This window comes from Pseudomonas sp. 5Vm1k (assembly GCF_056161485.1).
On sequence record NZ_JBSPCZ010000007.1, the window covers coordinates 292,222 to 315,173 of the forward strand.

22 protein-coding genes are annotated in these 22,952 nt (G+C 60.6%); 3 read left to right on the forward strand and 19 right to left on the reverse strand.

Features of this window, described 5'->3' with window-relative positions:
* Nucleotides 1-2 precede the first annotated feature (2 nt).
* On the forward strand, nucleotides 3-581 hold the full coding sequence (locus ACWIKB_RS16610) for a Maf family protein (protein WP_475268191.1): 579 nt from the start codon (nucleotides 3-5) through the stop codon (nucleotides 579-581).
* Between the two features lie 145 nt (nucleotides 582-726).
* Here the strand turns inward: ACWIKB_RS16610 and sppA are convergent, their stop codons facing one another.
* The 3 genes from sppA to rluC are packed head-to-tail and all read right to left on the reverse strand — an operon-like array spanning nucleotide 727 to nucleotide 3,349.
* Entirely contained in the window at nucleotides 727-1,716 is a 990-nt protein-coding gene (gene sppA, locus ACWIKB_RS16615; protein WP_475268192.1) for a signal peptide peptidase SppA, read from the reverse strand.
* A gap of 24 nt (nucleotides 1,717-1,740) precedes the next feature.
* Nucleotides 1,741-2,400, reverse strand: a complete 660-nt coding sequence (locus ACWIKB_RS16620) for an HAD-IA family hydrolase (RefSeq protein WP_475268193.1) — start codon at nucleotides 2,398-2,400, stop codon at nucleotides 1,741-1,743.
* Nucleotides 2,387-3,349 carry a 23S rRNA pseudouridine(955/2504/2580) synthase RluC gene (gene rluC / locus ACWIKB_RS16625; RefSeq protein ID WP_054051763.1) on the reverse strand — a complete coding sequence of 321 codons (963 nt, stop codon included), beginning with the start codon at nucleotides 3,347-3,349 and terminating at the stop codon, nucleotides 2,387-2,389. The genes ACWIKB_RS16620 and rluC overlap by 14 nt, the downstream gene beginning before the upstream one ends.
* Before the next feature lie 702 nt (nucleotides 3,350-4,051).
* On the opposite strand from rluC, the gene rne reads away from it, so the two are divergent.
* Nucleotides 4,052-7,330, forward strand: coding sequence for a ribonuclease E (rne, locus tag ACWIKB_RS16630; RefSeq protein WP_475268195.1), 3,279 nt, complete (start codon nucleotides 4,052-4,054; stop codon nucleotides 7,328-7,330).
* A 173-nt stretch (nucleotides 7,331-7,503) separates the two neighbouring features.
* On the opposite strand, the gene ACWIKB_RS16635 is transcribed toward rne, so the two are convergent.
* The 12 genes from ACWIKB_RS16635 to ACWIKB_RS16690 all read right to left on the reverse strand — a co-directional run bounded on the left by ACWIKB_RS16635 (nucleotide 7,504) and on the right by ACWIKB_RS16690 (nucleotide 18,958).
* A complete protein-coding gene (locus ACWIKB_RS16635; RefSeq protein ID WP_475268197.1) occupies nucleotides 7,504-8,100 on the reverse strand; it encodes a nucleotidyltransferase family protein in 597 nt (198 codons plus the stop codon).
* Nucleotides 8,097-9,080 carry an XdhC family protein gene (locus tag ACWIKB_RS16640; RefSeq protein ID WP_475268198.1) on the reverse strand — a complete coding sequence of 328 codons (984 nt, stop codon included), beginning with the start codon at nucleotides 9,078-9,080 and terminating at the stop codon, nucleotides 8,097-8,099. The genes ACWIKB_RS16635 and ACWIKB_RS16640 overlap by 4 nt, the downstream gene beginning before the upstream one ends.
* Nucleotides 9,080-11,401: a xanthine dehydrogenase family protein molybdopterin-binding subunit gene (locus ACWIKB_RS16645; protein WP_475268200.1), complete on the reverse strand. Its 2,322-nt coding sequence runs from the start codon at nucleotides 11,399-11,401 to the stop codon at nucleotides 9,080-9,082. The genes ACWIKB_RS16640 and ACWIKB_RS16645 overlap by 1 nt, the downstream gene beginning before the upstream one ends.
* Complete coding sequence (locus ACWIKB_RS16650; protein ID WP_475268202.1) at nucleotides 11,398-11,868, reverse strand: (2Fe-2S)-binding protein; 471 nt, start codon at nucleotides 11,866-11,868, stop codon at nucleotides 11,398-11,400. Before ACWIKB_RS16650 ends, ACWIKB_RS16645 begins: the two co-directional genes overlap by 4 nt.
* Before the next feature lie 243 nt (nucleotides 11,869-12,111).
* Nucleotides 12,112-13,131 (reverse strand): UDP-N-acetylmuramate dehydrogenase, encoded by a 1,020-nt coding sequence (murB, locus tag ACWIKB_RS16655; RefSeq protein WP_475268204.1) that lies wholly within the window; start codon nucleotides 13,129-13,131, stop codon nucleotides 12,112-12,114.
* Nucleotides 13,128-13,592: a low molecular weight protein-tyrosine-phosphatase gene (locus ACWIKB_RS16660; protein ID WP_475268206.1), complete on the reverse strand. Its 465-nt coding sequence runs from the start codon at nucleotides 13,590-13,592 to the stop codon at nucleotides 13,128-13,130. The genes murB and ACWIKB_RS16660 overlap by 4 nt, the downstream gene beginning before the upstream one ends.
* A complete protein-coding gene (gene kdsB, locus ACWIKB_RS16665; RefSeq protein WP_475268208.1) occupies nucleotides 13,592-14,356 on the reverse strand; it encodes a 3-deoxy-manno-octulosonate cytidylyltransferase in 765 nt (254 codons plus the stop codon). The genes ACWIKB_RS16660 and kdsB overlap by 1 nt, the downstream gene beginning before the upstream one ends.
* Entirely contained in the window at nucleotides 14,353-14,538 is a 186-nt protein-coding gene (locus ACWIKB_RS16670) for a Trm112 family protein (RefSeq protein WP_007945752.1), read from the reverse strand. The genes kdsB and ACWIKB_RS16670 overlap by 4 nt, the downstream gene beginning before the upstream one ends.
* 25 nt (nucleotides 14,539-14,563) lie before the next feature.
* The gene (lpxK, locus tag ACWIKB_RS16675) at nucleotides 14,564-15,574 is read right to left on the reverse strand and encodes a tetraacyldisaccharide 4'-kinase (RefSeq protein WP_475268209.1); all 1,011 of its coding nucleotides are present in this window, start codon (nucleotides 15,572-15,574) and stop codon (nucleotides 14,564-14,566) included.
* Nucleotides 15,574-16,002, reverse strand: a complete 429-nt coding sequence (locus ACWIKB_RS16680) for an ExbD/TolR family protein (RefSeq protein ID WP_475268210.1) — start codon at nucleotides 16,000-16,002, stop codon at nucleotides 15,574-15,576. The genes lpxK and ACWIKB_RS16680 overlap by 1 nt, the downstream gene beginning before the upstream one ends.
* Nucleotides 15,999-16,637, reverse strand: coding sequence for a MotA/TolQ/ExbB proton channel family protein (locus ACWIKB_RS16685; RefSeq protein WP_185058243.1), 639 nt, complete (start codon nucleotides 16,635-16,637; stop codon nucleotides 15,999-16,001). The genes ACWIKB_RS16680 and ACWIKB_RS16685 overlap by 4 nt, the downstream gene beginning before the upstream one ends.
* Nucleotides 16,638-16,723: 86 nt before the next feature.
* Nucleotides 16,724-18,958 carry a DNA internalization-related competence protein ComEC/Rec2 gene (locus tag ACWIKB_RS16690; protein WP_475268212.1) on the reverse strand — a complete coding sequence of 745 codons (2,235 nt, stop codon included), beginning with the start codon at nucleotides 18,956-18,958 and terminating at the stop codon, nucleotides 16,724-16,726.
* Between the two features lie 136 nt (nucleotides 18,959-19,094).
* Here ACWIKB_RS16690 and ACWIKB_RS16695 point away from each other — a divergent pair, with 136 nt between their 5' ends.
* The gene (locus ACWIKB_RS16695; protein WP_475268214.1) at nucleotides 19,095-19,610 is read left to right on the forward strand and encodes a DUF2062 domain-containing protein; all 516 of its coding nucleotides are present in this window, start codon (nucleotides 19,095-19,097) and stop codon (nucleotides 19,608-19,610) included.
* A 110-nt stretch (nucleotides 19,611-19,720) separates the two neighbouring features.
* Here the strand turns inward: ACWIKB_RS16695 and ACWIKB_RS16700 are convergent, their stop codons facing one another.
* The 4 genes from ACWIKB_RS16700 to ACWIKB_RS16715 all read right to left on the reverse strand — a co-directional run bounded on the left by ACWIKB_RS16700 (nucleotide 19,721) and on the right by ACWIKB_RS16715 (nucleotide 22,888).
* Nucleotides 19,721-20,500, reverse strand: coding sequence for an ABC transporter permease (locus ACWIKB_RS16700; protein ID WP_123407003.1), 780 nt, complete (start codon nucleotides 20,498-20,500; stop codon nucleotides 19,721-19,723).
* Complete coding sequence (locus tag ACWIKB_RS16705; RefSeq protein ID WP_475268215.1) at nucleotides 20,497-21,429, reverse strand: ABC transporter ATP-binding protein; 933 nt, start codon at nucleotides 21,427-21,429, stop codon at nucleotides 20,497-20,499. The genes ACWIKB_RS16700 and ACWIKB_RS16705 overlap by 4 nt, the downstream gene beginning before the upstream one ends.
* A 132-nt stretch (nucleotides 21,430-21,561) precedes the next feature.
* The gene (locus ACWIKB_RS16710) at nucleotides 21,562-22,185 is read right to left on the reverse strand and encodes a glutathione S-transferase family protein (RefSeq protein ID WP_475268216.1); all 624 of its coding nucleotides are present in this window, start codon (nucleotides 22,183-22,185) and stop codon (nucleotides 21,562-21,564) included.
* Nucleotides 22,186-22,228: 43 nt separating this feature from the next.
* Entirely contained in the window at nucleotides 22,229-22,888 is a 660-nt protein-coding gene (locus ACWIKB_RS16715) for a transglutaminase-like domain-containing protein (protein ID WP_475268217.1), read from the reverse strand.
* Between the last annotated feature and the right edge of the window lie 64 nt (nucleotides 22,889-22,952).

Sequence of the window (22,952 nt, forward strand, 5' to 3'; positions counted from 1 at the left end):
CCATGCTGCCTTTATTACTCGCTTCAAGCTCGGTTTATCGCCGGGAATTGCTGGCTCGCTTGCAGCTTGAGTTCACCTGCAGCTCGCCGGATATTGATGAAAGTCATCGCCCCGACGAGTCCGCGATTAATTTGGTAAAGCGCCTGGCTGAAGAGAAAGCGCGGGCGCTGGCCGGCAGCCACTCCGCTCATCTGATCATTGGCTCCGACCAGGTTGCAGTACTCGGCGAGCGGATTATCGGTAAACCCCACACCTTCGAAAAGGCCCGCGAACAACTGCTGGCGTCCAGCGGCGCCAGCGTGACCTTCCTGACCGGCCTGGCGCTGCTCAACAGCCAGACCGGCCACTGCCAGGTTGACTGCGTGCCGTTCACCGTACACATGCGCACACTCGATCAGGCGCGCATCGAACGCTACTTGCACGCAGAACAGCCTTACGACTGCGCTGGCAGCTTCAAGGCCGAAGGTTTGGGGGTGAGCCTGTTTCAAAGCACCGAAGGCCCTGACGCCACCAGCCTGATCGGCCTGCCGCTGATTCGGTTGATTGATATGCTTTTGGCCGAAGGTGTGCAGATACCTTGAAGATCAAAAGATCGCAGTCTCGTTTCTCTCGACAGCTCCTACATTGAAATGCGTATCCCTTGTAGGAGTTGTCGAGTGAAACGAGGCTGCGATCTTTTGATGTTAAAAAACCGGCCGAAGCCGGTTTTTTTATGCTGCAGCAGAATCAGCGCAACGATGGACCATGGAAACCCATCCACATCGCCAACTGTTCGGCCACGCTGGCTCCGAGCTTCTTCGAGAAGCGATCAAAGGTCGATTCCTGAATGGTGAAGTCCACCAGCTCTTTCTCGCCAATCACATCACGAGCCACGGAACTGGCATTACCCAGACCATCGATCAAACCCAGCGGCAGCGCCTGCTCGCCAGACCAGACCAACCCGGAGAACAGCTCCGGATGCTCTTTGTCCTTGAGCCGATCACCACGCCCCTTCTTCACGCTATTGATGAACTGCTGGTGCGTAGTGTCGAGCACGCCCTGCCAGAACTGGGTTTCCTCAGGCTTCTGTGGCTGGAACGGATCGAGGAACGACTTGTGCTCGCCAGACGTATAGGTCCGGCGCTCGACACCGAGTTTCTCCATGGTGCCGACAAAACCGTAACCGGCTGCCGTCACACCAATGGAGCCCACCAGGCTCGCTTTGTCGGCATAGATCTGGTCCGCCGCACTGGCGATGTAATAAGCGCCGGAAGCGCCCAGATCGGAAATCACGGCGTACACCTTGGTATCCGGGTGCAAGCCGCGCAAGCGCTTGATCTCGTCGTACACGTAACCCGACTGCACCGGACTGCCGCCCGGGCTGTTGATGCGCAGGATCACGCCCTTGACCTTGGTGTCCTCGAAGGCTGCACGCAGACTGCCAACGATGTTGTCGGCGCTGGCGGGCTCCTTGTCGGCGATCACGCCATTGACGTCGATCAACGCCGTGTAATTGGAGCTGCGGGTGGCGCTCTTTTCCATGTCCATCAGCGGCGTGAACAGCAGCAACGCGGCAAACAGGTACACAAAGGTCAGCAACTTGAAGAAAATCCCCCAGCGGCGCGAGCGGCGCTGTTCCTGCACGCTGACCAGCAACGTCTTCTCCAGCAGCTTCCAGCTCTTCTCGTCACCGCCATCCGCGCTTGCCTTGACAGGCGCTTTCCATTCGTCGGTCATGCCATCTACCCCAGCAAAAACGTATTAAGCCTGACGGAGCCAGGCGTGCAATTCAGAAAAACGATCAATGGCCAGTCGCGGCTCGAACAGTTTCAGCGCTTCGATGGATTGGGCACCGTAACTCACGGCAACCGAATCCATGCCGGCGTTACGGGCCATTTGCAGGTCAAAGGACGAGTCCCCGACCATCAGCGCCTGCTGCGCAGACACACCACAATGAGCAAGGATCTCTTCCAGCATCAGAGGATGAGGCTTGCTGGCAGTTTCATCCGCCGCACGGGTGATATCGAAATAGTCTTCCCAGCCATGAGCCTTGAGCACCCGATCCAGCCCGCGACGAGCCTTGCCGGTGGCCACCGCCAAGTGATAACCCTCATCGCGAAAGGCTGCCATCGATTCGACAACGCCTTCGAACAGCGGCGAAGGCACAGCCTCTGCTGCGATGTAGTGATCGGCATAGTGCTGACGAAACACGATGAGTTCGTCGTCGCCGATGTGCGGATACAGCGTGCGAATCGCCTCAGGCAATCCCAGGCCGATAATGCCTTTGACGGCAAAGTCATCGCACAACTGAAAACCGGAGCGCTCAGAGGCGACATGCATCGCCTCGACAATCCGACCAATGGAGTCGGCCAGGGTGCCGTCCCAATCGAAAATCAGCAGTTTGTAATCAGAGGGGTGCACTCAGTCGCTCCACGGTCTTGGCCCACATCTCATCCACCGGCGCCTGCAACTTCAGTTCACCACCATCGGGCAGCGGCACAGTCAGCATGTAGGCGTGAAGGAACAGGCGCTTGCCGCCCAGGTCGCGAATTTCCTTACTGAAATCGTCATCGCCGTACTTGGTGTCGCCGGCAATGCAATGCCCGGCGTGCAAGGTGTGGACACGGATCTGGTGAGTGCGGCCGGTGATCGGTTTGGCTTCGATCAGGGTGGCAAAGTCGCCGAAACGACGCAGGACCTTGAACACGGTCACAGACTCCTTGCCCTCCTCCTCGTCGACCTCGACCATGCGCTCGCCGGAACGCAGATTGCTCTTGCCCAGCGATGCACGCACTTGCTTGATCGAAGCCGCCCAGTTGCCGCGGACCAGCGCCATGTAGCGCTTGTCGACGCCATCACCGCGCAAGGCGGTGTGCAAGTGACGCAGCATGCTGCGCTTTTTAGCAATCATCAGCAGGCCGGAGGTGTCACGGTCGAGACGGTGAACCAGCTCAAGCTCCTTGCAATCGGGACGCAACTGACGAAAGGCTTCGATCACCCCGTAAGTCAGGCCGCTGCCGCCATGAACCGCGATGCCGCAAGGCTTGTTGATCACGATCAGCGCCTTGTCCTCGAAAATAATCGAGGCTTCGAGACGCTGGAGCAGGCCTTGTGCCAGCGGCACCGGTTCGTCGCGCTCAGGCACGCGAACCGGCGGCACGCGCACGATATCGCCCGCCTGCAGCTTGTATTCGGGCTTGATCCGACCTTTGTTCACTCGCACTTCGCCTTTACGCAAAATGCGGTAAATCAAGGTCTTGGGCACGCCTTTGAGCCGAGCGAGGAGGAAGTTATCAATACGTTGGCCGGCATATTCCGGCGAGACCTCCAGCAGTTGTACGGCTGGGGTCGAAGGGGCAGTAGTCGTCATGGCGCGGATGATAACAATTTTTTATGGAATTGAAGCACTTAATCATTGCTGCTATAGTCGCGAACGCCGCCAAAAGCGGCCTGGACAGCGGACTAACGGTCAAAAACCGGCCCTGACCAACGCAATTCACCAGGACGCGAGGCCGTCCTACGGGGCTTTCGCTACGTAACGGTGGAGTTTGCAGGTGTAACGAGCGCAGGTGACATGAGGCCTGAATCAAGCGGCAAAGCAGAGTTTTCACTCGCCTTGCGAGCCAATATTCATGGCCAGTTCACAAAGTGCAGTCAGCTGCGAATGACCCCGAGCGAACGCTTCGGAAACAACGCCTAAATTAGCCATGATGCGTGACCTCCCCTTTCGGAGCTCACGGTAAATGCCAACCCGCTGCGGATTCTGCGCGCGGCAGCACCCGAATTATCAGGGATACGTGTAGGGTGGAGATGCACAACCGCTGGACTGTGTAGCAATAGGCTTTATCAAGACGCTTCATCTCGTCCACAGCCACTGGTTGATTCCTCCTCCTGACTGAGTGCTTAAGTAGCCACAGCAAGCAGGACGCGTACGTCGCGACGCCGGCCCACATTGGCCGCCATCGCTAGACACTGGAGTGTCCAACCACACTCCTGACGCACCTGACACCGACCGTGAGAAGTCGTGTGTGCCGAACGCCGTTTCCGGCAGCCCGGAAACCGACGGTACTACATGAAAAGAATGCTGATTAACGCAACTCAACCCGAAGAGTTGCGTGTTGCACTGGTAGATGGCCAACGCCTCTACGACCTGGACATCGAATCCGGTGCACGCGAGCAGAAGAAGGCCAACATCTATAAAGGCCGGATTACTCGCATCGAACCAAGCCTTGAGGCTGCCTTTGTCGATTTCGGCTCTGAGCGCCACGGCTTCCTGCCCCTCAAAGAAATCTCCCGCGAATACTTCAAGAAAGCCCCCGAAGGCCGCGTCAACATCAAGGACGTCCTGACCGAAGGCCAGGAAGTCATCGTTCAGGTCGAAAAAGAAGAACGTGGCAACAAGGGCGCAGCCCTGACCACCTTCATCAGCCTGGCCGGTCGTTACCTCGTTCTGATGCCAAACAACCCGCGTGCCGGCGGGATCTCCCGTCGCATCGAAGGTGAAGAGCGCAACGAACTGCGTGAAGCCCTGAACGGCCTGGTTGCCCCGGCTGACATGGGTCTGATCGTGCGCACTGCCGGCCTTGGCCGCAGCAGCGAAGAAATGCAGTGGGACCTCGACTACCTGCTGCAACTGTGGACCGCTATCAAAGAAGCTTCGCTGGATCGCTCCGCGCCGTTCCTGATCTACCAGGAAAGCAACGTGATCATCCGCGCCATCCGCGATTACCTGCGCCAGGACATCGGTGAAGTGCTGATCGACAGCGTTGAAGCCCAGGACGAAGCCCTGACCTTCATCCGTCAGGTGATGCCGCAGTATGCGAGCAAGATCAAGCTCTACGAAGACAGCGTTCCGCTGTTCAACCGTTTCCAGATCGAAAGCCAGATCGAGACCGCTTTCCAGCGCGTCGTCGAACTGCCTTCCGGCGGCTCCATCGTTATCGATCCGACCGAAGCCCTGGTGTCCATCGACATCAACTCGGCGCGCGCCACCAAAGGCAGCGACATCGAAGAAACCGCCCTGCAGACCAACCTTGAAGCCGCCGAAGAAATCGCCCGTCAGTTGCGCTTGCGCGACATCGGCGGCCTGATCGTCATCGACTTCATCGACATGACCCCTGCCAAGAACCAGCGCGCCGTGGAAGAGAAAGTCCGCGAATGCCTGGAAGCCGACCGCGCTCGCGTGCAAGTCGGTCGCATCTCGCGCTTCGGCCTGCTGGAAATGTCCCGTCAGCGCCTGCGTCCATCGCTTGGCGAAAGCAGCGGCATCGTTTGCCCGCGTTGCAACGGCACTGGCATCATCCGCGACGTTGAATCGCTGTCGCTGGCGATCCTGCGCCTGATTGAAGAAGAAGCCCTGAAAGACCGCACCGCCGAAGTTCGCGCCCAAGTGCCGATCCCGGTGGCCGCGTTCCTGCTCAACGAAAAACGCAACTCGATCACCAAGATCGAACTGCGCACCCGTGCCCGCATCGTCATTCTGCCGAACGATCACCTCGAAACGCCGCACTTCGAAGTTCAGCGTCTGCGTGATGACAGCCCGGAAGCCCACATCAACCAGTCCAGCTACGAAATCGCTGCTGCCGCTGCCGAAGTGGAAGAAGTCCAGCCAGCCGCTGCGACACGCACCCTGGTTCGCCAGGAAGCCGCGGTCAAGACTGCGCCGGCCCGCGCCAACGCGCCGGTGCCGACCGAAGTCGTCGCTGCCGCTCCGGCACCTGCACCGGCCGTCGCGCCAGAGCCAAGCCTGTTCAAAGGCCTGGTGAAGTCGCTGGTCAGCCTGTTCGCTACCAAGGAAGAGCCAGCCGCTCCGGTTGTGGTTGAAAAACCAGCGACCACCGAGCGTCCGGCCCGTAACGAAGAGCGTCGCAACGGGCGTCAACAGAGCCGCAACCGTAACGGTCGCCGCGATGAAGAACGCAAGCCGCGCGAGGAACGTGCACCGCGTGAAGAACGCGCACCACGTGAGCCACGCGAAGAGCGCCAACCACGCGAAGCCCGTGAAGAGACTGCTACCCCGGTAGTAGCTCGCGAAGAACGCGCACCACGCGCCCCTCGTGAAGAACGTGCACCGCGCGCTCCACGTGAAGACCGCAAGCCACGTGGCGACCGCGAAGAGCGTCCGGTTCGTGAACTGCGCGAGCCACTGGACGCCGCTCCTGCTGCGCCAGCCGCTGCCGCTGCCGTCGCTACCACCACTGAAGAGCGTCCAGCCCGTCAGCCACGTGAAGAACGCGCGCCACGCCCACCGCGTGAAGAGCGTCAGCCACGTGCCGAACAAGCTGCTGCCGCCTCCGAAGAAGAACTGCTGACCAGCGAAGAGCAACAGCAGGAAGACGGTCAGGAAGGCGCCGAAGGCGATCGTCCACGCCGCCGTTCCCGTGGCCAGCGTCGTCGCAGCAACCGTCGCGAGCGTCAACGTGATGCCAACGGCAACGTGATCGAAGGTTCGGAAGAATCCGAGTCCGCCGAAGGTAGCGAAGCCAGCGAAACCAACGAGGCGCCAAGCGCTGCCGATCTGGCCGCCGGCCTGGCTGTTACTGCAGCCGTTGCCAGCACCGTGATCAGCGCTCCTGCTGAAGCCCAGGCTAACGAGCAAGCCGAACGCGCCACCGCTGCTGTTCAGGAAACTGCACCAGTAGAAGCGCCGGTCGTTGAAGCGACTACCCCGGTAGAAGCAACAGCCGCTCCAGAAGTCGAAGTAGCACCGGTTCGTGAAGCACAGCCTGAAGTTCAAGCTGCTGCCGAACCTGCTTTCATCGCTGAGCCAGTGGTCGTCGCAGAATCGGTTGTCGAAACTTCGACCGAAACCGTGACCGAAGCCGTTCGCGAAGTGCGTGAAGAGCAAACCGCGTTCAACTGGGTTGCCGAGCCGGTAGCTGCCGAGCCAGTCGTCGAAGCACCAGCGCCAGTCGCTGAAGCTCCGGTGGCTGAAGCCATGGCCTCCGAGCCAGTGGTTGCCGCTGCCGAGCCTGCTCCGGTGGTTGAAGCCCCGATCGTGGAAGCTCCGGTTGTTGCCGAAGTGGCTGCACCGGTGGTTGAAGCTGCTCCGGTCAGCGCCCTGACCGAAAATGGCCGTGCGCCGAACGACCCGCGTGAAGTGCGTCGCCGCAAGCGTGAAGCCGAGCGTCTGCAGAAAGAAGCCGAACTGGCTGCCGCTGCTGCACCGGCTGTTGCCGAGCCAGCACCGGTTGTGGCTAAAGTCGTCGAGGCAGCTCCTGCCCCGGTTGCTGAAGTCGCCGCCGAGCCGGTTGAATCCGTGATCGACGAAGCGCCTCGCTCCGTTCAGGAAGCGGTACAGCAACACGAAGAAGCCCTGGAAAAAGAGCACGAGCCTAAACCCCTCGTCTAATTCCATCGGCCACTAAAAAGCCCCGCCTGGTAATCCAGGCGGGGCTTTTTTTATACCCGTGCCTCTGCGCAATCCCCTGTGGGAGCGGGCTTGCTCGCGAAAGCGGTCCAACATTCAACATTCATGCAGGCTGATCCACCGCATTCGCGAGCAAGCCCGCTCCCACAGGGAATCTATGCCGGCGAATAGATCAACTTCTCAGGTACATCCACATCCCACAACACACCCGGATCATCCACCGCCACCTCGACCACCCTCGCCTGCGCAAACAACGGCTTGGCCCCGCGATCACCCGACAACCCCATCAGCCCCGGCCCAAAACGCCGGCCAAACCCCACCGGATGCCCGAACTCGCCCGCGTGCACCGGCACACTGATGCAATCGTCGGCAATTGCCGCCATTACCCGCTCGATACTCGACGGCAAAATGAACGGCATATCCCCCAGCACAATCAGCCAGCCACTGAGCTGCGAACATGCCGTCACACCCGCAGCGATACTGTCGCCCATGCCGGTCGATTCAATCAGTACGATTTCGTAACCGTAAGCCTGAGCCATGCGAATCACCTGCGGGCGATCCTCGGTGGTGACCAGCACGCGCTTCTCAATGCTGGGCGGCAGATTTACCAACACCTGCTCGATCACCGAACGTACAGCACCGTCGCGCCCGGTGCAGTCGGCCAGCAACTTGTCCTTTTCGGCACCGGCGACTTGGCGAAACCGACTGCCCCGCCCCGCCGCCAGCACGATGACACCGATAGGTTCGCTCATACGTCCTCGCGCAACGGCTTCTTCTGTTTCAACTCGACGCCGTTCTTGATCGCCACGATCTCGGCCAGCAGCGACAAGGCGATTTCCGCCGGGGTGTGGCTGCCAATGTGCAGGCCGATTGGGCCATGTAACCGCCCGATGGCCTGTTCTGACAAGCCTAGCTGAGCCAGGTTGTCGCGGCGCTTCTGGCTGTTGATCCGCGACCCCAGTGCGCCAACGTAGAACGCCTTGGAATCCAGGGCGGTGAGCAGCGCCATGTCATCCAGCCGTGGATCGTGGGTCAGGGCGACGATGGCAGTGCGTTCATCGGTCTGGATGTTCAATACCGCCTCGTCGGGCATGCCCGGCACGAAACGACCGTGCTGTTCTTCCCAACCGTAGACGAACTCGGTACGCGGATCACAGATCAGCACTTCGAAATCCAGCAGCCGCGCCATTTCCGCGACATAGCGCGACAGTTGCCCGGCGCCGATCAGTAGCAGGCGCCAACGCGGACCGTAGATGGCGCGCAAGGTACTGCCGTCGAAACTCAACACGTCGGTCTTGTGCGCCGGCTGCAAAACCACTTCACCGGTCGCGAGATCCAGCGAACGCGCGACGATTTCATGGGCCTCGCAACGGCTCAGCAACTCGGCGACCCACGCAGGATCGCCGACCCGCTCCTCGGTCAGGCGCAAGGTGCCGCCACAGGGCAAACCGAATCGTGCGGCCTCCTCGCGGGTAACACCGTAGGTGATCAACTGCACGGGCGGCCCGTCGGACGGAATGCGGCCATCATGCAGCCGCGCAATCAGATCGTCCTCGACACAACCACCCGACACCGAGCCGATCACCACGCCGTCTTCACGCAACGCCAACATGGCGCCAGGGGCCCGGGGCGCGGTGCCCCAGGTCTGGACCACGCTGTACAACACCACCCGCTGACCGGCGCGGCGCCAGTCGAGCACGCTGCGCAGGACGTTCAGATCGACGCTGTCCATCAGGCGTCCGCCTTCTGCCAGCCTTGCAGTTGATAGCGAACCGGCAGGCTACGGATACGTTTGCCGGTGGCGGCGAAGATCGCGTTGCACAGCGCCGGCGCAATTGGCGGCACACCCGGCTCACCAACCCCGCCCAACGGCACTTCGCCCGGCGGCGTGACCAGATGCACGGCGACTTCTTTCGGCGCCAGGGACATGCGCGCCACTTCGTACATGTGGAAGTTGTCCTGCTGCACCTTGCCGTCCTTGAAGCTGATTTCGCCGAGCACCGCGTTGCCCAGGCCCATCACGCAGGCCCCTTCGAACTGCGAGCGAATTCGTTCGGGGTTGATCTGCGGACCGCAATCCACGGCGATGTCAGCCTTGTGCACGATCAAAGTGCCGTCGTCTTTGACTTCGACTTCGATCACCGCCGCCACATAGGTGACGAAGCTGTAATGCACCGCCAACCCCAGGCCTCTGCCCTTGGGCAGTGTGCGTCCCCAACCGGCAGCCTTGGCGGCGGTTTCGAGTACCGTGCGCATCCGCGCGGTATCGATTGGATAACGCTCGGGGGATTCGCCGTAGTTCCACTCTTCACTCAAGGTGCGCGGGTCGATCTGACGATCCGGGCCGAGCAACTTGATCTGGTACTGCAGCGGATCCTGCCCAGCCTTGTGGGCCAATTCATCAACAAACGTCTGAATCGCGAAGCCGTGGGGAATGTTCGACACCGAGCGATACCAGCCGACCCGGGTGTGGACCGTCGCTTCCGGGTTTTCCAAACGCACGTTGGGGATCGCGTACGCCATGTTGGTGAAGCCCATGCCCAACTCGAACGCCGCCTCATGGTTCATGCCTGGGGCGAACAACGCGGTGATGCTCGGCGCCACGGTGCGGTGCAACCAGCCGGACGGCAGGCCGTCCTTGTCGAGGCTGGCCTTCAGGTATTCGGCGGACACGGTGTGGAAGTAGGAACAATGGATGTCGTCTTCACGGGTCCATTGCACCCGCACAGCCTTGCCGGGAAACTCCTTGGCGAGGATCGCGGCTTCAACGACGAAGTCCGGTTTGGACTTACGCCCGAAACCACCACCCAGCAAGGTGACGTTGAAGGTGACGTTATCGAACGGCAGACCGAGACGTTCGCCAATCCGCTCACGGGTAACTTGCGGCGCCTGGCTCGGTGCCCAGGCTTCGCATACGCCATCCTTGAACCGAGCGATGGCGACCATCGGTTCCATCGGCGCCTGGGCCAGGTGCGGTAAATAGTAGGAGGCTTCCAGGGTGCTGCTGGCGCTGCCCAAGGCTTTGTCGATGTCGCCGGTATTGCGCACCACTTTGCCGGGTTTAAGCGAAGCGGCTTCGAGTTCCTTGCGGTAGGCAATCGAGTCGTAACTGGCGTTGGGGCCATCGTCCCACTCGATGTTCAGCGCTTCGCGGCCCTTGATCGCGGCCCAGGTGTTGCTCGCGACCACGGCCACGCCACCCAATGGCTGGAACTCTGATGGCAGCGGACGGCTTTCGATCTGCAAGACCTTGATCACACCCGGTACTTTCATTGCCGCACTGGCATCGAAGGATTTGACCTTGCCGCCATACACCGCAGGACGAGCGATGGTCGCGTAGAGCATGCCGTCGAAATGCACATCGGCGCCGTAGACCGCACGACCATTGACGATGTCGGCACCGTCGATGGCGCGCACGCCTTCCTTACCGATGTAGCGAAATTCCGACGGCTGTTTGAGCCGCAAGCTGTCACGGGCCGGCACCGCCAGCGCACCGGCAGCGGCGGCGAGTTCGCCGTAACCGAGTTCACGTTTGGTAGGTTGGTGAATCACTTTGTGCAGTTGCGCGTGGCACTCGCCGACCGGCACTTTCCACTGCTCGGCGGCGGCCTGTTCCAGCATGGTCCGCGCGGCGGCACCGCAGCGGCGCATCGGTTCGTACCAGTGACGCATGCTGCGTGAACCGTCGGTGTCCTGGTTGCCGAAGCGCACTTCATCCCCCGGCGCCTGTTGCACTTTGACCAGCGCCCAGTCGGCGTCCAGTTCATCGGCCACCACCATGCTCAGGCTGGTGCGTACGCCCTGGCCCATTTCCGAACGGTTGCACACCACCGTTACCGTGCCGTCGGCGGCGATGCTGACGTAGACCTTCGGATCATCGATCCAGCCGTTGGGCATGCCGTCGGCACCGAATTTCTTCGGTTTGTCTTCGGCGAAAGCGTCTTGCCAGCCCCAACTGGCGGCGAGCACCAGCGCACTGGTGGCGCCGACGCCTTTGAGGAAACCGCGACGGCTGAGATTGCTCAGGGCGAAATCATTCGGGAGCTGGCTCATGCCTTGGCCTCCTTCAGATGAGTGGAGGCCTGGCGGATCGCGGTCTTGATGCGGTTGTAAGTACCGCAACGGCAAATGTTGCCGACCATCGCCTCTTCGATTTGCTCGTCGCTGGGGTTGGGGTTGGTCTTGAGCAATGCCGTGGCAGACATAATCTGCCCGCCCTGGCAGAAACCGCACTGAGCCACGGCGGTGTCGAGCCAGGCTTGCTGGACGATTTGCCCGACCGGGTCGGCGTGCAGGTTGTCGATGGTGCGGACGTCTTGGCCGATCACCGAACCAATCGGCGTGATGCAACTGCGCGCCGGCAAACCGTCGATATGGATAGTGCAGGCGCCGCACAGGCCCATGCCACAGCCGAATTTAGTGCCGTTGTAACCGGCCACGTCGCGGATCGCCCAGAGCAGCGGCATATCCTCGGTCACGTCGAGTTGATGGTCTTGGCCATTGAGTTTGAGGGTAATCATGGGCACGCCCGCATAGTGTTTCGGTTATGGGGTCGAGCAATCTGCCGCCAGGGGGTAGCGGTGGGTTCACGCAGATCGACTCAGGCTAGTGGGCTCTCTTACGCAAACGGTAACGTCTGCATCGGGCCTTTGATGGAGCAAATGCTTGCATCGTTAGGTGGCTAAGTTAACCCAGCATTAACAAAAAAGCCCTGCACAATTGAAGTTGAGCAGGGCTTCGAAATTCGCCTTTAAAGCGTAGCTTCAATAGCGATTGGGCTCCATTTCCAGCTCGACGCTGAATCGTTGCGAAATGTCTTTCTGGATGCGTTGCGCCAGCGCCAACAGTTGCAGACCGGTCGCACCGCCATAGTTGACGAGCACCAGTGCCTGCAATTTGTGCACGCCCGCATCGGCGTCACGGAAACCTTTCCAGCCAGCCTTCTCGATCAGCCACCCCGCCGCCAGTTTCATTTGCCCGTCCGCTTGCGCATAGGCCACCAGGTCCGGGTATTCCAGCTTGAGCCGAGTCACCAGCGCCGCTGGCACCAACGGGTTCTTGAAGAAGCTGCCGGCGTTGCCGAGTACGGCCGGGTCCGGGAGTTTTTCGCTGCGGATGCTGCAAATCGCCTGACTGACATCGGTCGGCGTCGGCTGATCGATGCCCTGCTCGGTCAGGCGCTGACGCACCGGGCCGTATTCCAGATGCAGGTGCGCGGTGCGATTCAGGGTGAAGCGGACCCGCAGGATCAACCAACGCCCCGGCTGCTGTTTGAACAGGCTGTCGCGGTAGGCGAAATTGCATTCTTCCAGGCTGAAATCCCGCAGCTCGCCGGTCTGGCGATCCAGCGCGGTGAGGCCGGCGAACACGTCTTTGATCTCGACGCCGTAAGCACCGATGTTCTGCATCGGTGCCGCGCCAACAGTGCCAGGGATCAGACTGAGGTTTTCCAGGCCCGATAAGCCTTGGGCCAGGGTGTGTTGCACGAACGGATGCCAAGGCTCACCGGCCTCGGCTTCGATCACCACCTGACTGCCATCATCGCTCAACACGCGAATACCGCGAGTGGCCATGCGCAGCACCAGCGCCTCGATATCCGCGGTCAGCAACAAGTTGCTGCCGCCGCCGATCACCAACAGCGGCACCGCGTTGGAAGCAGCATAGGCCAGTGCTTCACGCACCTCGGCATCACTGTGGGCTTCGGCGAACAGTCGGGCTTGGACGTCTACGCCAAAACTGTTGAACGGCTTAAGGGAAACCCCGGGGTGTACCTGCAAACTCATAACCGTCCCTTCAACTCGATCACCAGCAAATCACTGGCGCGCTCGATCAAATCCAGTACTTGCTCAAAGCCTTGGTCGCCGTCGTAGTACGGGTCCGGCACTTCATCGATTTCCGACTGGTAGCGACGCAGGAACAGGTCCAGCTCAGCCTTGGCCTTGGCCGGTTGCAGGGCCTTGAGGTTGCGCAGGTTGCTGTTGTCCATCGCCAGGATCAGGTCATAAGTGGCGAAATCAGCACGGCTGACTTGCTGGGCACGCTGGGCCGACAGGTCATAACCGCGCAGTTTGGCCGCAGCTTGGCTGCGCTTGTCCGGGGCCTTGCCGACGTGCCAGTCACCGGTGCCGGCGGAGGCCACTTCCACTTGATCGGCCAGCCCGGCCTCACGCAATTTGTGTCTCAGCACACCTTCAGCCGTGGGCGAACGGCAGATATTGCCCAGGCAGACGAACAGGACCCGCATCAGGCCTCCAGCAGGCGACGAACGCGCTCAAGGTCTTCGACGGTATCGACACCGTGCGGCGGAGCAATCAGCGCATCGGCGACATGAATCCGCACGCCGTGCCACAGGGCGCGCAGTTGTTCCAGGGATTCGGTGTTTTCCAGCCAGCACGGGCCCCAACTGACGAAGTCATGCAGGAAACCGGCGCGGTAGGCATAGATGCCGATGTGGCGGCGATACGGCACGCCTTCCGGCATCTGCTCACGCGACTTGGCGAACGCGTCCCGGGCCCACGGCAGCGTGGCGCGACTGAAGGTCAGCGCCAGGCCATTGAGGTCGCTGACGACCTTGACCACGTTGGGATTGAACAGGCTTTCCACGTCTTCGATCGGCTCAGCCAACGTGGCCATGCGCGCTTCGGTGTGGGCGGCCAGGTTGGCGGCGACCTGATCGATCACACTCGGCGGGATCAGCGGCTCGTCACCCTGGACGTTGACCACAATGGCGTCGGGCGCCAGGCCCAGTTTTGTCGCCACTTCGGCCAAACGATCTGTGCCGGAGTTGTGGTCTTCACGGGTCAGCACCACTTCGGCGCCAAACCCTTTGCAGGCCTCGACGATACGCGCATCGTCAGTGGCGACCACCACACGCTGCGCGCTGCTTTTACTCGCCTGTTCCCAGACGTGCTGGATCATCGGCTTGCCGGCGATCAGCAGCAGCGGTTTACCCGGCAAGCGGGTGGAGGCATAACGCGATGGGATGACAACGGTAAAGGCTGTGGTCATTTATCCAGACGCTCGTCGGTGGTCAGGGTGCGGGCTTCGGTTTCGAGCATCACCGGGATGCCGTCGCGAATCGGGTAGGCCAGGCCGGCGCCCTTGCTGATCAGCTCGGTCTTGTCGGCACTGAGCTTGAGCGGGCCTTTGCAGACCGGGCAAGCGAGAATATCGAGCAATTTGGTGTCCATGAGCATTCCCTGGATAAAAACGGTTTTAAGGCAAAAGACGATTCGGCAACAGGCGCATCAGCTGTGTATCGAACCAGGCCACGAAGGCCGGCGATGGCACAGCATCGACCGCCAGGTACCACCAGTCGGCGGCGGCAAAGGCACGGCACTTCACCGCATCCTTTTCGGTCATCACCAACGGCAATGACGGGGTGAAATTCAAGGCCTGCACGCTGTATTCGGCGTGGTCGGCAAACGCATGGGGTACTGGCTGCCAGTGTAGCGTTTCGAGGGTGGTGAAGAAACGCTGCGGATTGCCGATGCCGGCCACGGCATGCAGCGCCTGGCCTGAGGGAAAATGGTCGAGTGGCCGACGCTCACCCGTTTTCAGGTTGATCAGCGTCGTGGGTTGCAGTTGAAAGGCAAAACCATCGTCGCGGTCATGGGCGGCGCCGTTGTAGAGCACCGCATCGACACTTTGCAAACGCTCGATCGGTTCGCGCAATGGCCCGGCAGGCAGGCAACGCTTATTGCCCAGGCCACGGGCGGCGTCGATCAGCACCAACTCAAGGTCGCGGGCCAATCGATAGTGCTGCATGCCGTCGTCGGACAGGATCAGGTCCAGCGGTTCACTGGCCAGCAAGGCTTTGACGGCGCTGCTGCGGTCCGGGTCGATCATCAAAGACACGCCAGTGCGCTGGACGATCAACAGCGGTTCGTCACCGGCAATGTCAGCGCTTTGATCGGCCTCGACCCGCCACGGCAGTTGCGGCGGTTTGGCGCCATAACCCCGGCTGACCACGCCGACCCGCAAACCGCTGCGCTGGCAATGCTCGATCATCCACAGGATCAGCGGCGTCTTGCCGGTGCCGCCGACGGTGATATTGCCGACAACAATCAACGGCACCGGCGGCTGATAGATCTCGCCCTCACCCGCCAGGAAACGCTTGCGCTTGCCCGTGACCACTCGCCGATACAACCATTCCAGCGGCTGCAACAGCTTCAGGGCCGGATGACCTTGATACCACGCGGCTAGTAATCGATCAGACATGGCCATCAGTGCGCTGGCGCCGCCTCGACGGTGGTCATGCGCAGATGGCTGAAACCGAGTTTGCCGGCGGCGTCCATGGCGGTAATGACGGATTGATGCTGGGTCTTGCCGTCGGCGGTGATGGACAGCGGCAGGTTGGTGTCGCCGTTGGATTCTTTCTGCAAGGCGTCCATCAGGCTGGTCAGGTCATTCTTCGGCAACAACTGGTTGTTGACGGAAAACACACCCTCGGCGTTGATGGCGATGTCCAGTTGCTTGACCTGCTGATCTTCAGCGGGCGAGCCGCTGACCGCTTCCGGCAGCTCGACGCGCAATTGGGTCTCGCGGGTAAAAGTGGTGGTCACAACGAAAAACAGCAGCAGGACAAACACCACGTCGATCAGCGACACGAGATTGATGTCCACGTTCTCCCGTTGCTTTCGGCGGAATTTCACGCTTTTTTGCCCTCGGACAGGTCCACGTCACGGTCGCCCTGCACCACTTCAACCAGCTTGATAGCTTCCTGCTCCATCCCCACTACCAGCTCATCGATGCGCCGTTGCAGGAACCGGTGGAAGAATACCGACGGGATACCGACGATCAGGCCCGAAGCCGTAGTGATCAAGGCTTTGGAAATACCACCGGCCAGCACTGCGGCGTTGGTGGTCATGCCCGTGCCCATGAACGAACTGAAGATATCGATCATGCCCAGCACCGTCCCCAGCAACCCGAGCAACGGGGCCATGGCGGCGATGGTGCCCAGGGCGTTGATGTAGCGCTCCAGTTCGTGGATGACCCGGGCAGCGGCCTCTTCGATGCACTCTTTCATGATCTCGCGACCATGCTTGGAGTTGGCCAGGCCTGCGGCGAGGATTTCGCCCAGCGGCGAGTTGGCACGCAGTTCCTTGAGTTTTTCTTTATTGAGCTGTTTGTCTTTGATCCAGACCCAGACTTGCCCGAGCAAATGCTCCGGGGTCACACGGCTGGCACGCAGGGTCCACAGACGTTCGGCAACGATCGCCATGGCCGCGATGGAACTCAGAATGATCGGCAGCATCATCCAGCCGCCGGATTTGACCAATTCCCACACAGTGACAGTCCCCTCGAAAAAGTGCGCCACTCTAACATAGGGGGTCGGCGCACCGAAAACCGTGATGTCGCATCCCGTCCGGCTGGTTATTTGTTCAACACCGGCACATTACGCCAGAAGCGCCGTTGTTGACGCATCGTTTGCGGCGGCTTGAAGCTGCCCAGTTGCAGACGAACGGCACCGTGCTCGGCACTGTCGTAGATGCGCAGGCCTCGTTTGCGATAGCGCGCCATGACCGTGGGATGGGGATGGCCGAAGGAATTGCCGTGACCACGCGAGATCAACACGGCTTGGGGTTGCAGCGCGGTGAGCAGCGCCATGGATGACGAACTGCGACTGCCGTGGTGTGGCGCCGCAAGCCAATCGGTGAGCACCGCCAATGGGCTGTCGAGCAGCGCGCGCTCGGCGTGGGTATCGATGTCGCCGGTCAGCAGCAAGCGTTCGCCATTGGCTTCGATTTGCAGGACGCAGGACTTCTGATTACTTTCGCTGGCTGCTGACCATTGCCAGAGCTGGAAGGTTACGCCATCCCACGTCCATTGCTGGCCACTCTCGCAGCCCTCGGCCTGCAATTCGACGGGGAGCGCAAGCGGATCGCCACTGAGTACCCGCGCCACCGGCACCGCGCTGGCGATTGCTCGCGCACCGCCGGCATGGTCGGCGTCGGCATGGCTGAGCAGCATCAGGTCGAGTCCGTTCACACCGAGTTTGCGCAATGACGGCAGCACCACCCGCTCACCAAGGTCAAAATCGCCGAAACGCGGGCCGGCGTCATACAGCAGTGTGTGCTGGCGGGTGCGCACCAAAATTGCCAACCCCTGGCCGACGTCCAGTTGCCAGATCTCGGCCCGGCCTTCGGGTATCTCTTCGCGGGGCGCAAACACCAACAGCAACAACATCGGCCAACCCAACGGACGCAACGGGACGCCTCGTGGCATTAATAGAAGAAAAGCGCCCAATGCGCCGATGGCCCCGATCCATGGCGACACCGCCACCGGCACCCACGCAGGCAATTGATTCGCCATGAGTGTCAGGCCCTTGAACAGCAAGTCGATCAGCCCGCCGGCCACACACAGTAACCCTTCCCCCACATAAGGCACCGGCAACAGCACAGTCCCGAGCAAGGCTGGCGGCAACACCACCAGACTGATCCACGGCACCGCCAGCAGATTGACCAGCGGCCCGCTGACACTGATGGGCAGTCCCAGCATCAGCAGCAGCGGGCACAGACCGATTGCAATCAGCCATTGGGCGCGGGTCCAGGTTTGCCACCAGCGCCAGGGTCCCAACCGGCCGCCAAAGGTGAAGATCAACACCGCCACCGCCGTAAAGGACAACCAGAAACCCGGTTGCAAACTCGCGAGTGGGTCCAGCATCAGGACTGCATCAAGCGCCAGCAACAACGGCCACCAAGCGCCAAGATGACGAAAGCGCAGCCGCCACAACAGCACCAGGCCAATCATCACGCAGGCCCGTCGCACCGGCACTTCGAAACCGGCCAGCAACCCATAACCGAGCGCCGCCGCGAACGCCAGGCCACACGCCCACGGCAACCAGGGCCACCGAGCCGGCCACAGGCCATAACGGGCGAGCCCGGCGATCAACAAATACACCACGCCCGCGAGCAAACCGATGTGCTGCCCGGAAATCACCAATAGATGTACGGTGCCGGTGTCTTGCAGCACCTGCCAGTCTTCGCGACTCAACCCGGCGCCATCGCCCAACACTAACGCCGCCAATGCCCCCGCTCGCCCTTGGGCATCCACACTGAGCAAGCGCTGGCGGATGCCGTCGCGCCAGGCCCAGCAAGCAGACGACAGTCGCTGACCATCCTTGACCGTGCCGGTCGCGCCGATGCCTTGCGCCAGTAGCCAGGCGTCGTAGTCGAAAGCATGCGAATTGAGCAGCCCGATCGGGCGCTTCAACTTCACCGCAAGGCGCCAGTGTTCGCCACTGTTGACTGGCGGCCCGTCGTACCAGGCCAAACGCATCAGCGACGGCACTGCCCCGTGTCGAGAACGCGCGTCCGCCAATTCGAAACGCACCACCGTCTCACTGTTTTGCGGTAACCCCACCACTCGACCTTCGACCCAGCGAGTTTCGCCGTCCAGGCTCATCGGCAGCCGATCATCCAGCGCCGACTGTGCCTGCCCGCACGCCCAACTGAAGCCAAACAAAAAAAACGCCAACGGGTACGTGCGAAACGGCAGCAACATCAAACCCACGACCGGCAGCAACAAATATAACCAGACCGGCGGTAAACCCGGTAAAAAACGCAGCGCCAATAACCCGAGCGCGAGCGCGACCATCCCTGTGCGCATAAGCCCGTCCTTGAGAGTTCCCTCACTAGGCATAGCCGGCTTGTCGCACAGACGTCGTTATCAATTGTCACAAAGTCTGAATGGGCGGCTAATAGAATCCAGACATACTTGCCGCCTGAACCGACCGAGAAGCCTTATGCCCCGGCGCCTATTCAAACGCTACATGCCAGACCCGACCAGCATCAGGGAACACAAATCCTTACGCTTTCTCGGCACGCTGCTGCATGACCCCAACCTTTGGCACCTCAATCGCCATTCGGTGGCCCGAGCGATGGCCGTCGGCCTGTTCGCGGCGTTTTTGCCGATTCCACTACAAATGCTGGTGGCTGCCGTTCTGGCGATCATGGTTCGCGGCAACATGCCGATTTCGGTGAGTTTGGTCTGGTTGACCAACCCGATCACCATGCCCGCCGTGTTTTTCTGTACTTACCAGACCGGCGCCTGGCTGATGGATGTGCCCGCCCGGCATTTACCCGACGAACTGACCTGGGAATGGATCAGCGGCGAACTCTCGACCTTGTGGCAGCCGTTTTTGCTGGGGTCGGTGGTGGTGGGGTTGGTATTGGGCGCCCTCGCCTATTGCGTGACCATGATGTATTGGCGGTGGTGGGTGGGGCGGCAATGGGCACGGCGCAAGAAAAACCGGATGTGAGAATGCAAAACGGCCTCCAATTTTGGAGGCCGTTTTTTATGCGGTGTATGGGCTGGCGCCTTCGCTGTAGGAGCGAGGCTTGCCCGCGAAGGGCGCGACGCAGTCCTGAATCAGGTGCGCATCCCGCGTCCACTCACCAGCAACCGCGCACAACCGATGTACAACGCCACGGTCGCCACCAGCATGAACGTGATCGCCACGCTGATCTTGATATCCGATACGCCAAGAATGCCGTAACGGAAGGCGTTGACCATGTGCAGCACCGGGTTGGCCAGGGACACTGTCTGCCAGAACGGCGGCAGCAGGGAGATCGAGTAAAACACCCCGCCCAGGTACGTCAGCGGCGTCAGCACGAAAGTCGGGATGATCGAAATGTCATCGAAGTTGCGCGCAAACACCGCGTTGATGAAGCCCAGCAGCGAGAAGATCGTCGCCGTCAGCACCACCACCAAAATGGTCACACCCAGGTGATGCACCTGCAAATCGGTGAAGAACAGCGACAGGATCGTCACGATGATCCCGACCATCAACCCGCGCAGTACGCCGCCCAGGGTGTAGCCGATCAGAATCGTATGGGGCGAGACCGGCGAGACCATCAGTTCTTCAATGGAACGCTGGAACTTGCTGCCGAAGAAACTCGACACCACGTTGCCGTAGGAGTTGGTGATCACCGACATCATGATCAACCCCGGCACGATGTACTCCATGTAGGTGAAGCCACCCATGCCGCCAATCTGCTTGCCGATCAGGTTGCCGAAGATCACGAAGTACAGAACCATGGTGATCGCCGGCGGCAGCAGGGTTTGCGGCCAGATCCGGGTAAAGCGCTTAACTTCGCGATAAACGATGGTATTGAGGGCGACGAGGTTGGGTTGCAGCTCGGAACTCATACCGCCACCTTCGACAGATTTTTCTCCACCAGGGACACGAACAACTCCTCGAGGCGATTGGTTTTGTTACGCAGGCTCAGTACTTCAATGTTCTGCTGCGCCAACTGGGTGAACAACGCGGTGATGCCCATGGCCTTGTCTACCTGGACTTCCAGGGTGTGACCATCGAGCAGCTTGGTCGGGTAACCGAGCAACTGCGGCACCACGCCCAGAGTGTTCTTGATGTCGAGCAGGAAGGTTTCCACGTGCAGTTGGCTGAGCAACTGCTTCATGCTGGTGTTCTCGACAATGGTGCCGTGGTCGATGATGCCGATGTTGCGGCACAACTGCTCAGCCTCTTCCAGATAATGGGTGGTGAGGATGATGGTGATGCCTTTCTTGTTCAGCTCGGTGAGGAAGGTCCACATCGAGCGACGCAGTTCGATGTCCACCCCCGCCGTCGGTTCGTCGAGGATCAGCAGGCGCGGTTCGTGAACCAGGGCGCGGGCGATCATCAAACGACGCTTCATGCCACCGGACAGGGAGCGCGACGGCACATCACGTTTGTCCCACAGGCCCAGTTGCGTCAGGTACTGCTCGGCGCGTTCCTTGGCGATTTTCGGCGGGATACCGTAGTAACCGGCCTGGGTCACGACAATGTCGAAGGTCTTTTCGAACTGGTTGAAGTTGAATTCCTGCGGCACCACGCCGATGGAGCGCTTGAGCTGCGCAGGATTCTTGTCCAGGTCGTGACCGAAGATATTCACCGTGCCCGTGGTCTTGTTCACCAGGGTCGAGAGAATGCCGATGGTCGTGGATTTGCCGGCGCCGTTAGGGCCGAGCAAGGCGAAAAAGTCACCTTCGGCGACGTCCAGATCGATACCACTCAGGGCCTGGAAACCGTTGCCGTAGGTTTTGGTTAGCTGCCGGATGGACAGAGCGGAACTCATATCGGGATACGCACCAAGAAGGGAAGAAAGGGATAAATAAGGGCGGGCGGCGATCAATACAACCACGGCGCATGAGCGCAATGGTGCTTGTCGCCGCCACACAAGTACAGTCAAGTGTGTCGATAGTGAGTATTAAGTCAACGCGGTCATGACGGCTTTCTGATACGCCGGGCGCTGTTTCAGTCGCGCATACCAGGCTTCCAGATGCGGCTGGTGGGCGCGCTCGATCGGCATCTCGAACCAGGCATAAATAAAACTGCCCAGGGGAATGTCACCCATGCCGATTTCATCGCCGGACAGGTACGGTTTGGCTGCCAGCGCCTGATCGGCCATCGACAGCAGACCGTCGCATTCCTTGATCGCGGCGTTGATGGCCGGCCAGTCCTGTTGATCTTTCGGGGTGCGCAACACGCCCCAGAACACAGTACGGAACGGGCCGGCAAAACTTGATGTGGTCCAGTCCATCCATTTGTCGGCAGACGCCCGGGCCTGAAGATCTTTCGGATACCAGTTCGTTTCGTTGGCATGACGCGCCATCAGGTAACGCACGATGGCGTTGGATTCCCACAGCACGAAACCGCCGTCCTGGATCACCGGCACGCGGCCATTGGGGTTCATGGCGCGGTACTCAGGCGTGTCCACCACCCCGAAGGCGCCGCCGGCATCAATGGCTTCATAGGCCAGGCCAAGTTCCTCGGCTGCCCACAGTGGCTTCCTGACATTCGACGAGTTTTTCCGACCCCAGATCTTCAGCATGACCGCCTCTTTATGGATGAATGCGCAGGCAGCATACGCCGGATCAGGCGCGACTCAAATCACTCTGCATGTCACCCAACAGCACCGGCAGCTGCTCGCCGAACAGATGCGGATAGCACTTTTCCAGGTGCTGAAAAAAGAACGCTTCGGGCACATCGGTGAACTGGCCGTGATCCACCACGTACTCCATCAGCTTCTCGCCATCGCGATTGAAAGGATGGAAAACGCTGTCGTTGATCCCGTCGAACTCCAGCGGCGCGACATTGAACAACTCACACAAACCTTGATTGAACGCGGGCGTGGCTTTGACCCAGCGTTCATTCAGGTACAACTCGGTGTAGCCGTGCATGGCGAACACGTCGCTCTTGAGCAGTTCGAGCAGGCGCGGGGTCGACAGGTGATTACGCACGTCCGCCAGACCGATCCTTGCCGGGATCCCGCAATGCCGGGCGCAGCCGGCCAGCAAGGTAGCTTTGGGCACGCAATAACTTTCGCCGCTCGCCAATGCGTAACTGCCGCGCAAGGTGTATGGGTCGCGGCTGAAGGTGTAGGGGTTGTAGCGCACGGCCTCACGCACCACGTAATAGAGATTGATCGCCTGCTCGCGCGGATCGCGACTGACGCCACGATGTTTTTCGGCGAACTCCACCACCGCAGGGTGGTCACTATCGATGAAGCGGCCGGGATTCAGATACTCGTGCATGAGGGCGATCTCCTGGGGGAGCTTCGAGTCTAACGACACCTTCAGCACAGAGATAACGACGATT

Coding starts and splice junctions, on each gene's coding strand:
- ACWIKB_RS16610 (WP_475268191.1), top strand. CDS start 3: ATGCTGCCTTTATTACTCGCTTCAAGCTCGGTTTATCGCCGGGAATTG.
- sppA (WP_475268192.1), bottom strand. CDS start 1,716: ATGACCGACGAATGGAAAGCGCCTGTCAAGGCAAGCGCGGATGGCGGT.
- rluC (WP_054051763.1), bottom strand. CDS start 3,349: ATGACGACTACTGCCCCTTCGACCCCAGCCGTACAACTGCTGGAGGTC.
- rne (WP_475268195.1), top strand. CDS start 4,052: ATGAAAAGAATGCTGATTAACGCAACTCAACCCGAAGAGTTGCGTGTT.
- ACWIKB_RS16635 (WP_475268197.1), bottom strand. CDS start 8,100: ATGAGCGAACCTATCGGTGTCATCGTGCTGGCGGCGGGGCGGGGCAGT.
- ACWIKB_RS16640 (WP_475268198.1), bottom strand. CDS start 9,080: ATGGACAGCGTCGATCTGAACGTCCTGCGCAGCGTGCTCGACTGGCGC.
- ACWIKB_RS16645 (WP_475268200.1), bottom strand. CDS start 11,401: ATGAGCCAGCTCCCGAATGATTTCGCCCTGAGCAATCTCAGCCGTCGC.
- ACWIKB_RS16650 (WP_475268202.1), bottom strand. CDS start 11,868: ATGATTACCCTCAAACTCAATGGCCAAGACCATCAACTCGACGTGACC.
- murB (WP_475268204.1), bottom strand. CDS start 13,131: ATGAGTTTGCAGGTACACCCCGGGGTTTCCCTTAAGCCGTTCAACAGT.
- ACWIKB_RS16660 (WP_475268206.1), bottom strand. CDS start 13,592: ATGCGGGTCCTGTTCGTCTGCCTGGGCAATATCTGCCGTTCGCCCACG.
- kdsB (WP_475268208.1), bottom strand. CDS start 14,356: ATGACCACAGCCTTTACCGTTGTCATCCCATCGCGTTATGCCTCCACC.
- ACWIKB_RS16670 (WP_007945752.1), bottom strand. CDS start 14,538: ATGGACACCAAATTGCTCGATATTCTCGCTTGCCCGGTCTGCAAAGGC.
- lpxK (WP_475268209.1), bottom strand. CDS start 15,574: ATGGCCATGTCTGATCGATTACTAGCCGCGTGGTATCAAGGTCATCCG.
- ACWIKB_RS16690 (WP_475268212.1), bottom strand. CDS start 18,958: ATGCGCACAGGGATGGTCGCGCTCGCGCTCGGGTTATTGGCGCTGCGT.
- ACWIKB_RS16695 (WP_475268214.1), top strand. CDS start 19,095: ATGCCCCGGCGCCTATTCAAACGCTACATGCCAGACCCGACCAGCATC.
- ACWIKB_RS16700 (WP_123407003.1), bottom strand. CDS start 20,500: ATGAGTTCCGAGCTGCAACCCAACCTCGTCGCCCTCAATACCATCGTT.
- ACWIKB_RS16705 (WP_475268215.1), bottom strand. CDS start 21,429: ATGAGTTCCGCTCTGTCCATCCGGCAGCTAACCAAAACCTACGGCAAC.
- ACWIKB_RS16710 (WP_475268216.1), bottom strand. CDS start 22,185: ATGCTGAAGATCTGGGGTCGGAAAAACTCGTCGAATGTCAGGAAGCCA.
- ACWIKB_RS16715 (WP_475268217.1), bottom strand. CDS start 22,888: ATGCACGAGTATCTGAATCCCGGCCGCTTCATCGATAGTGACCACCCT.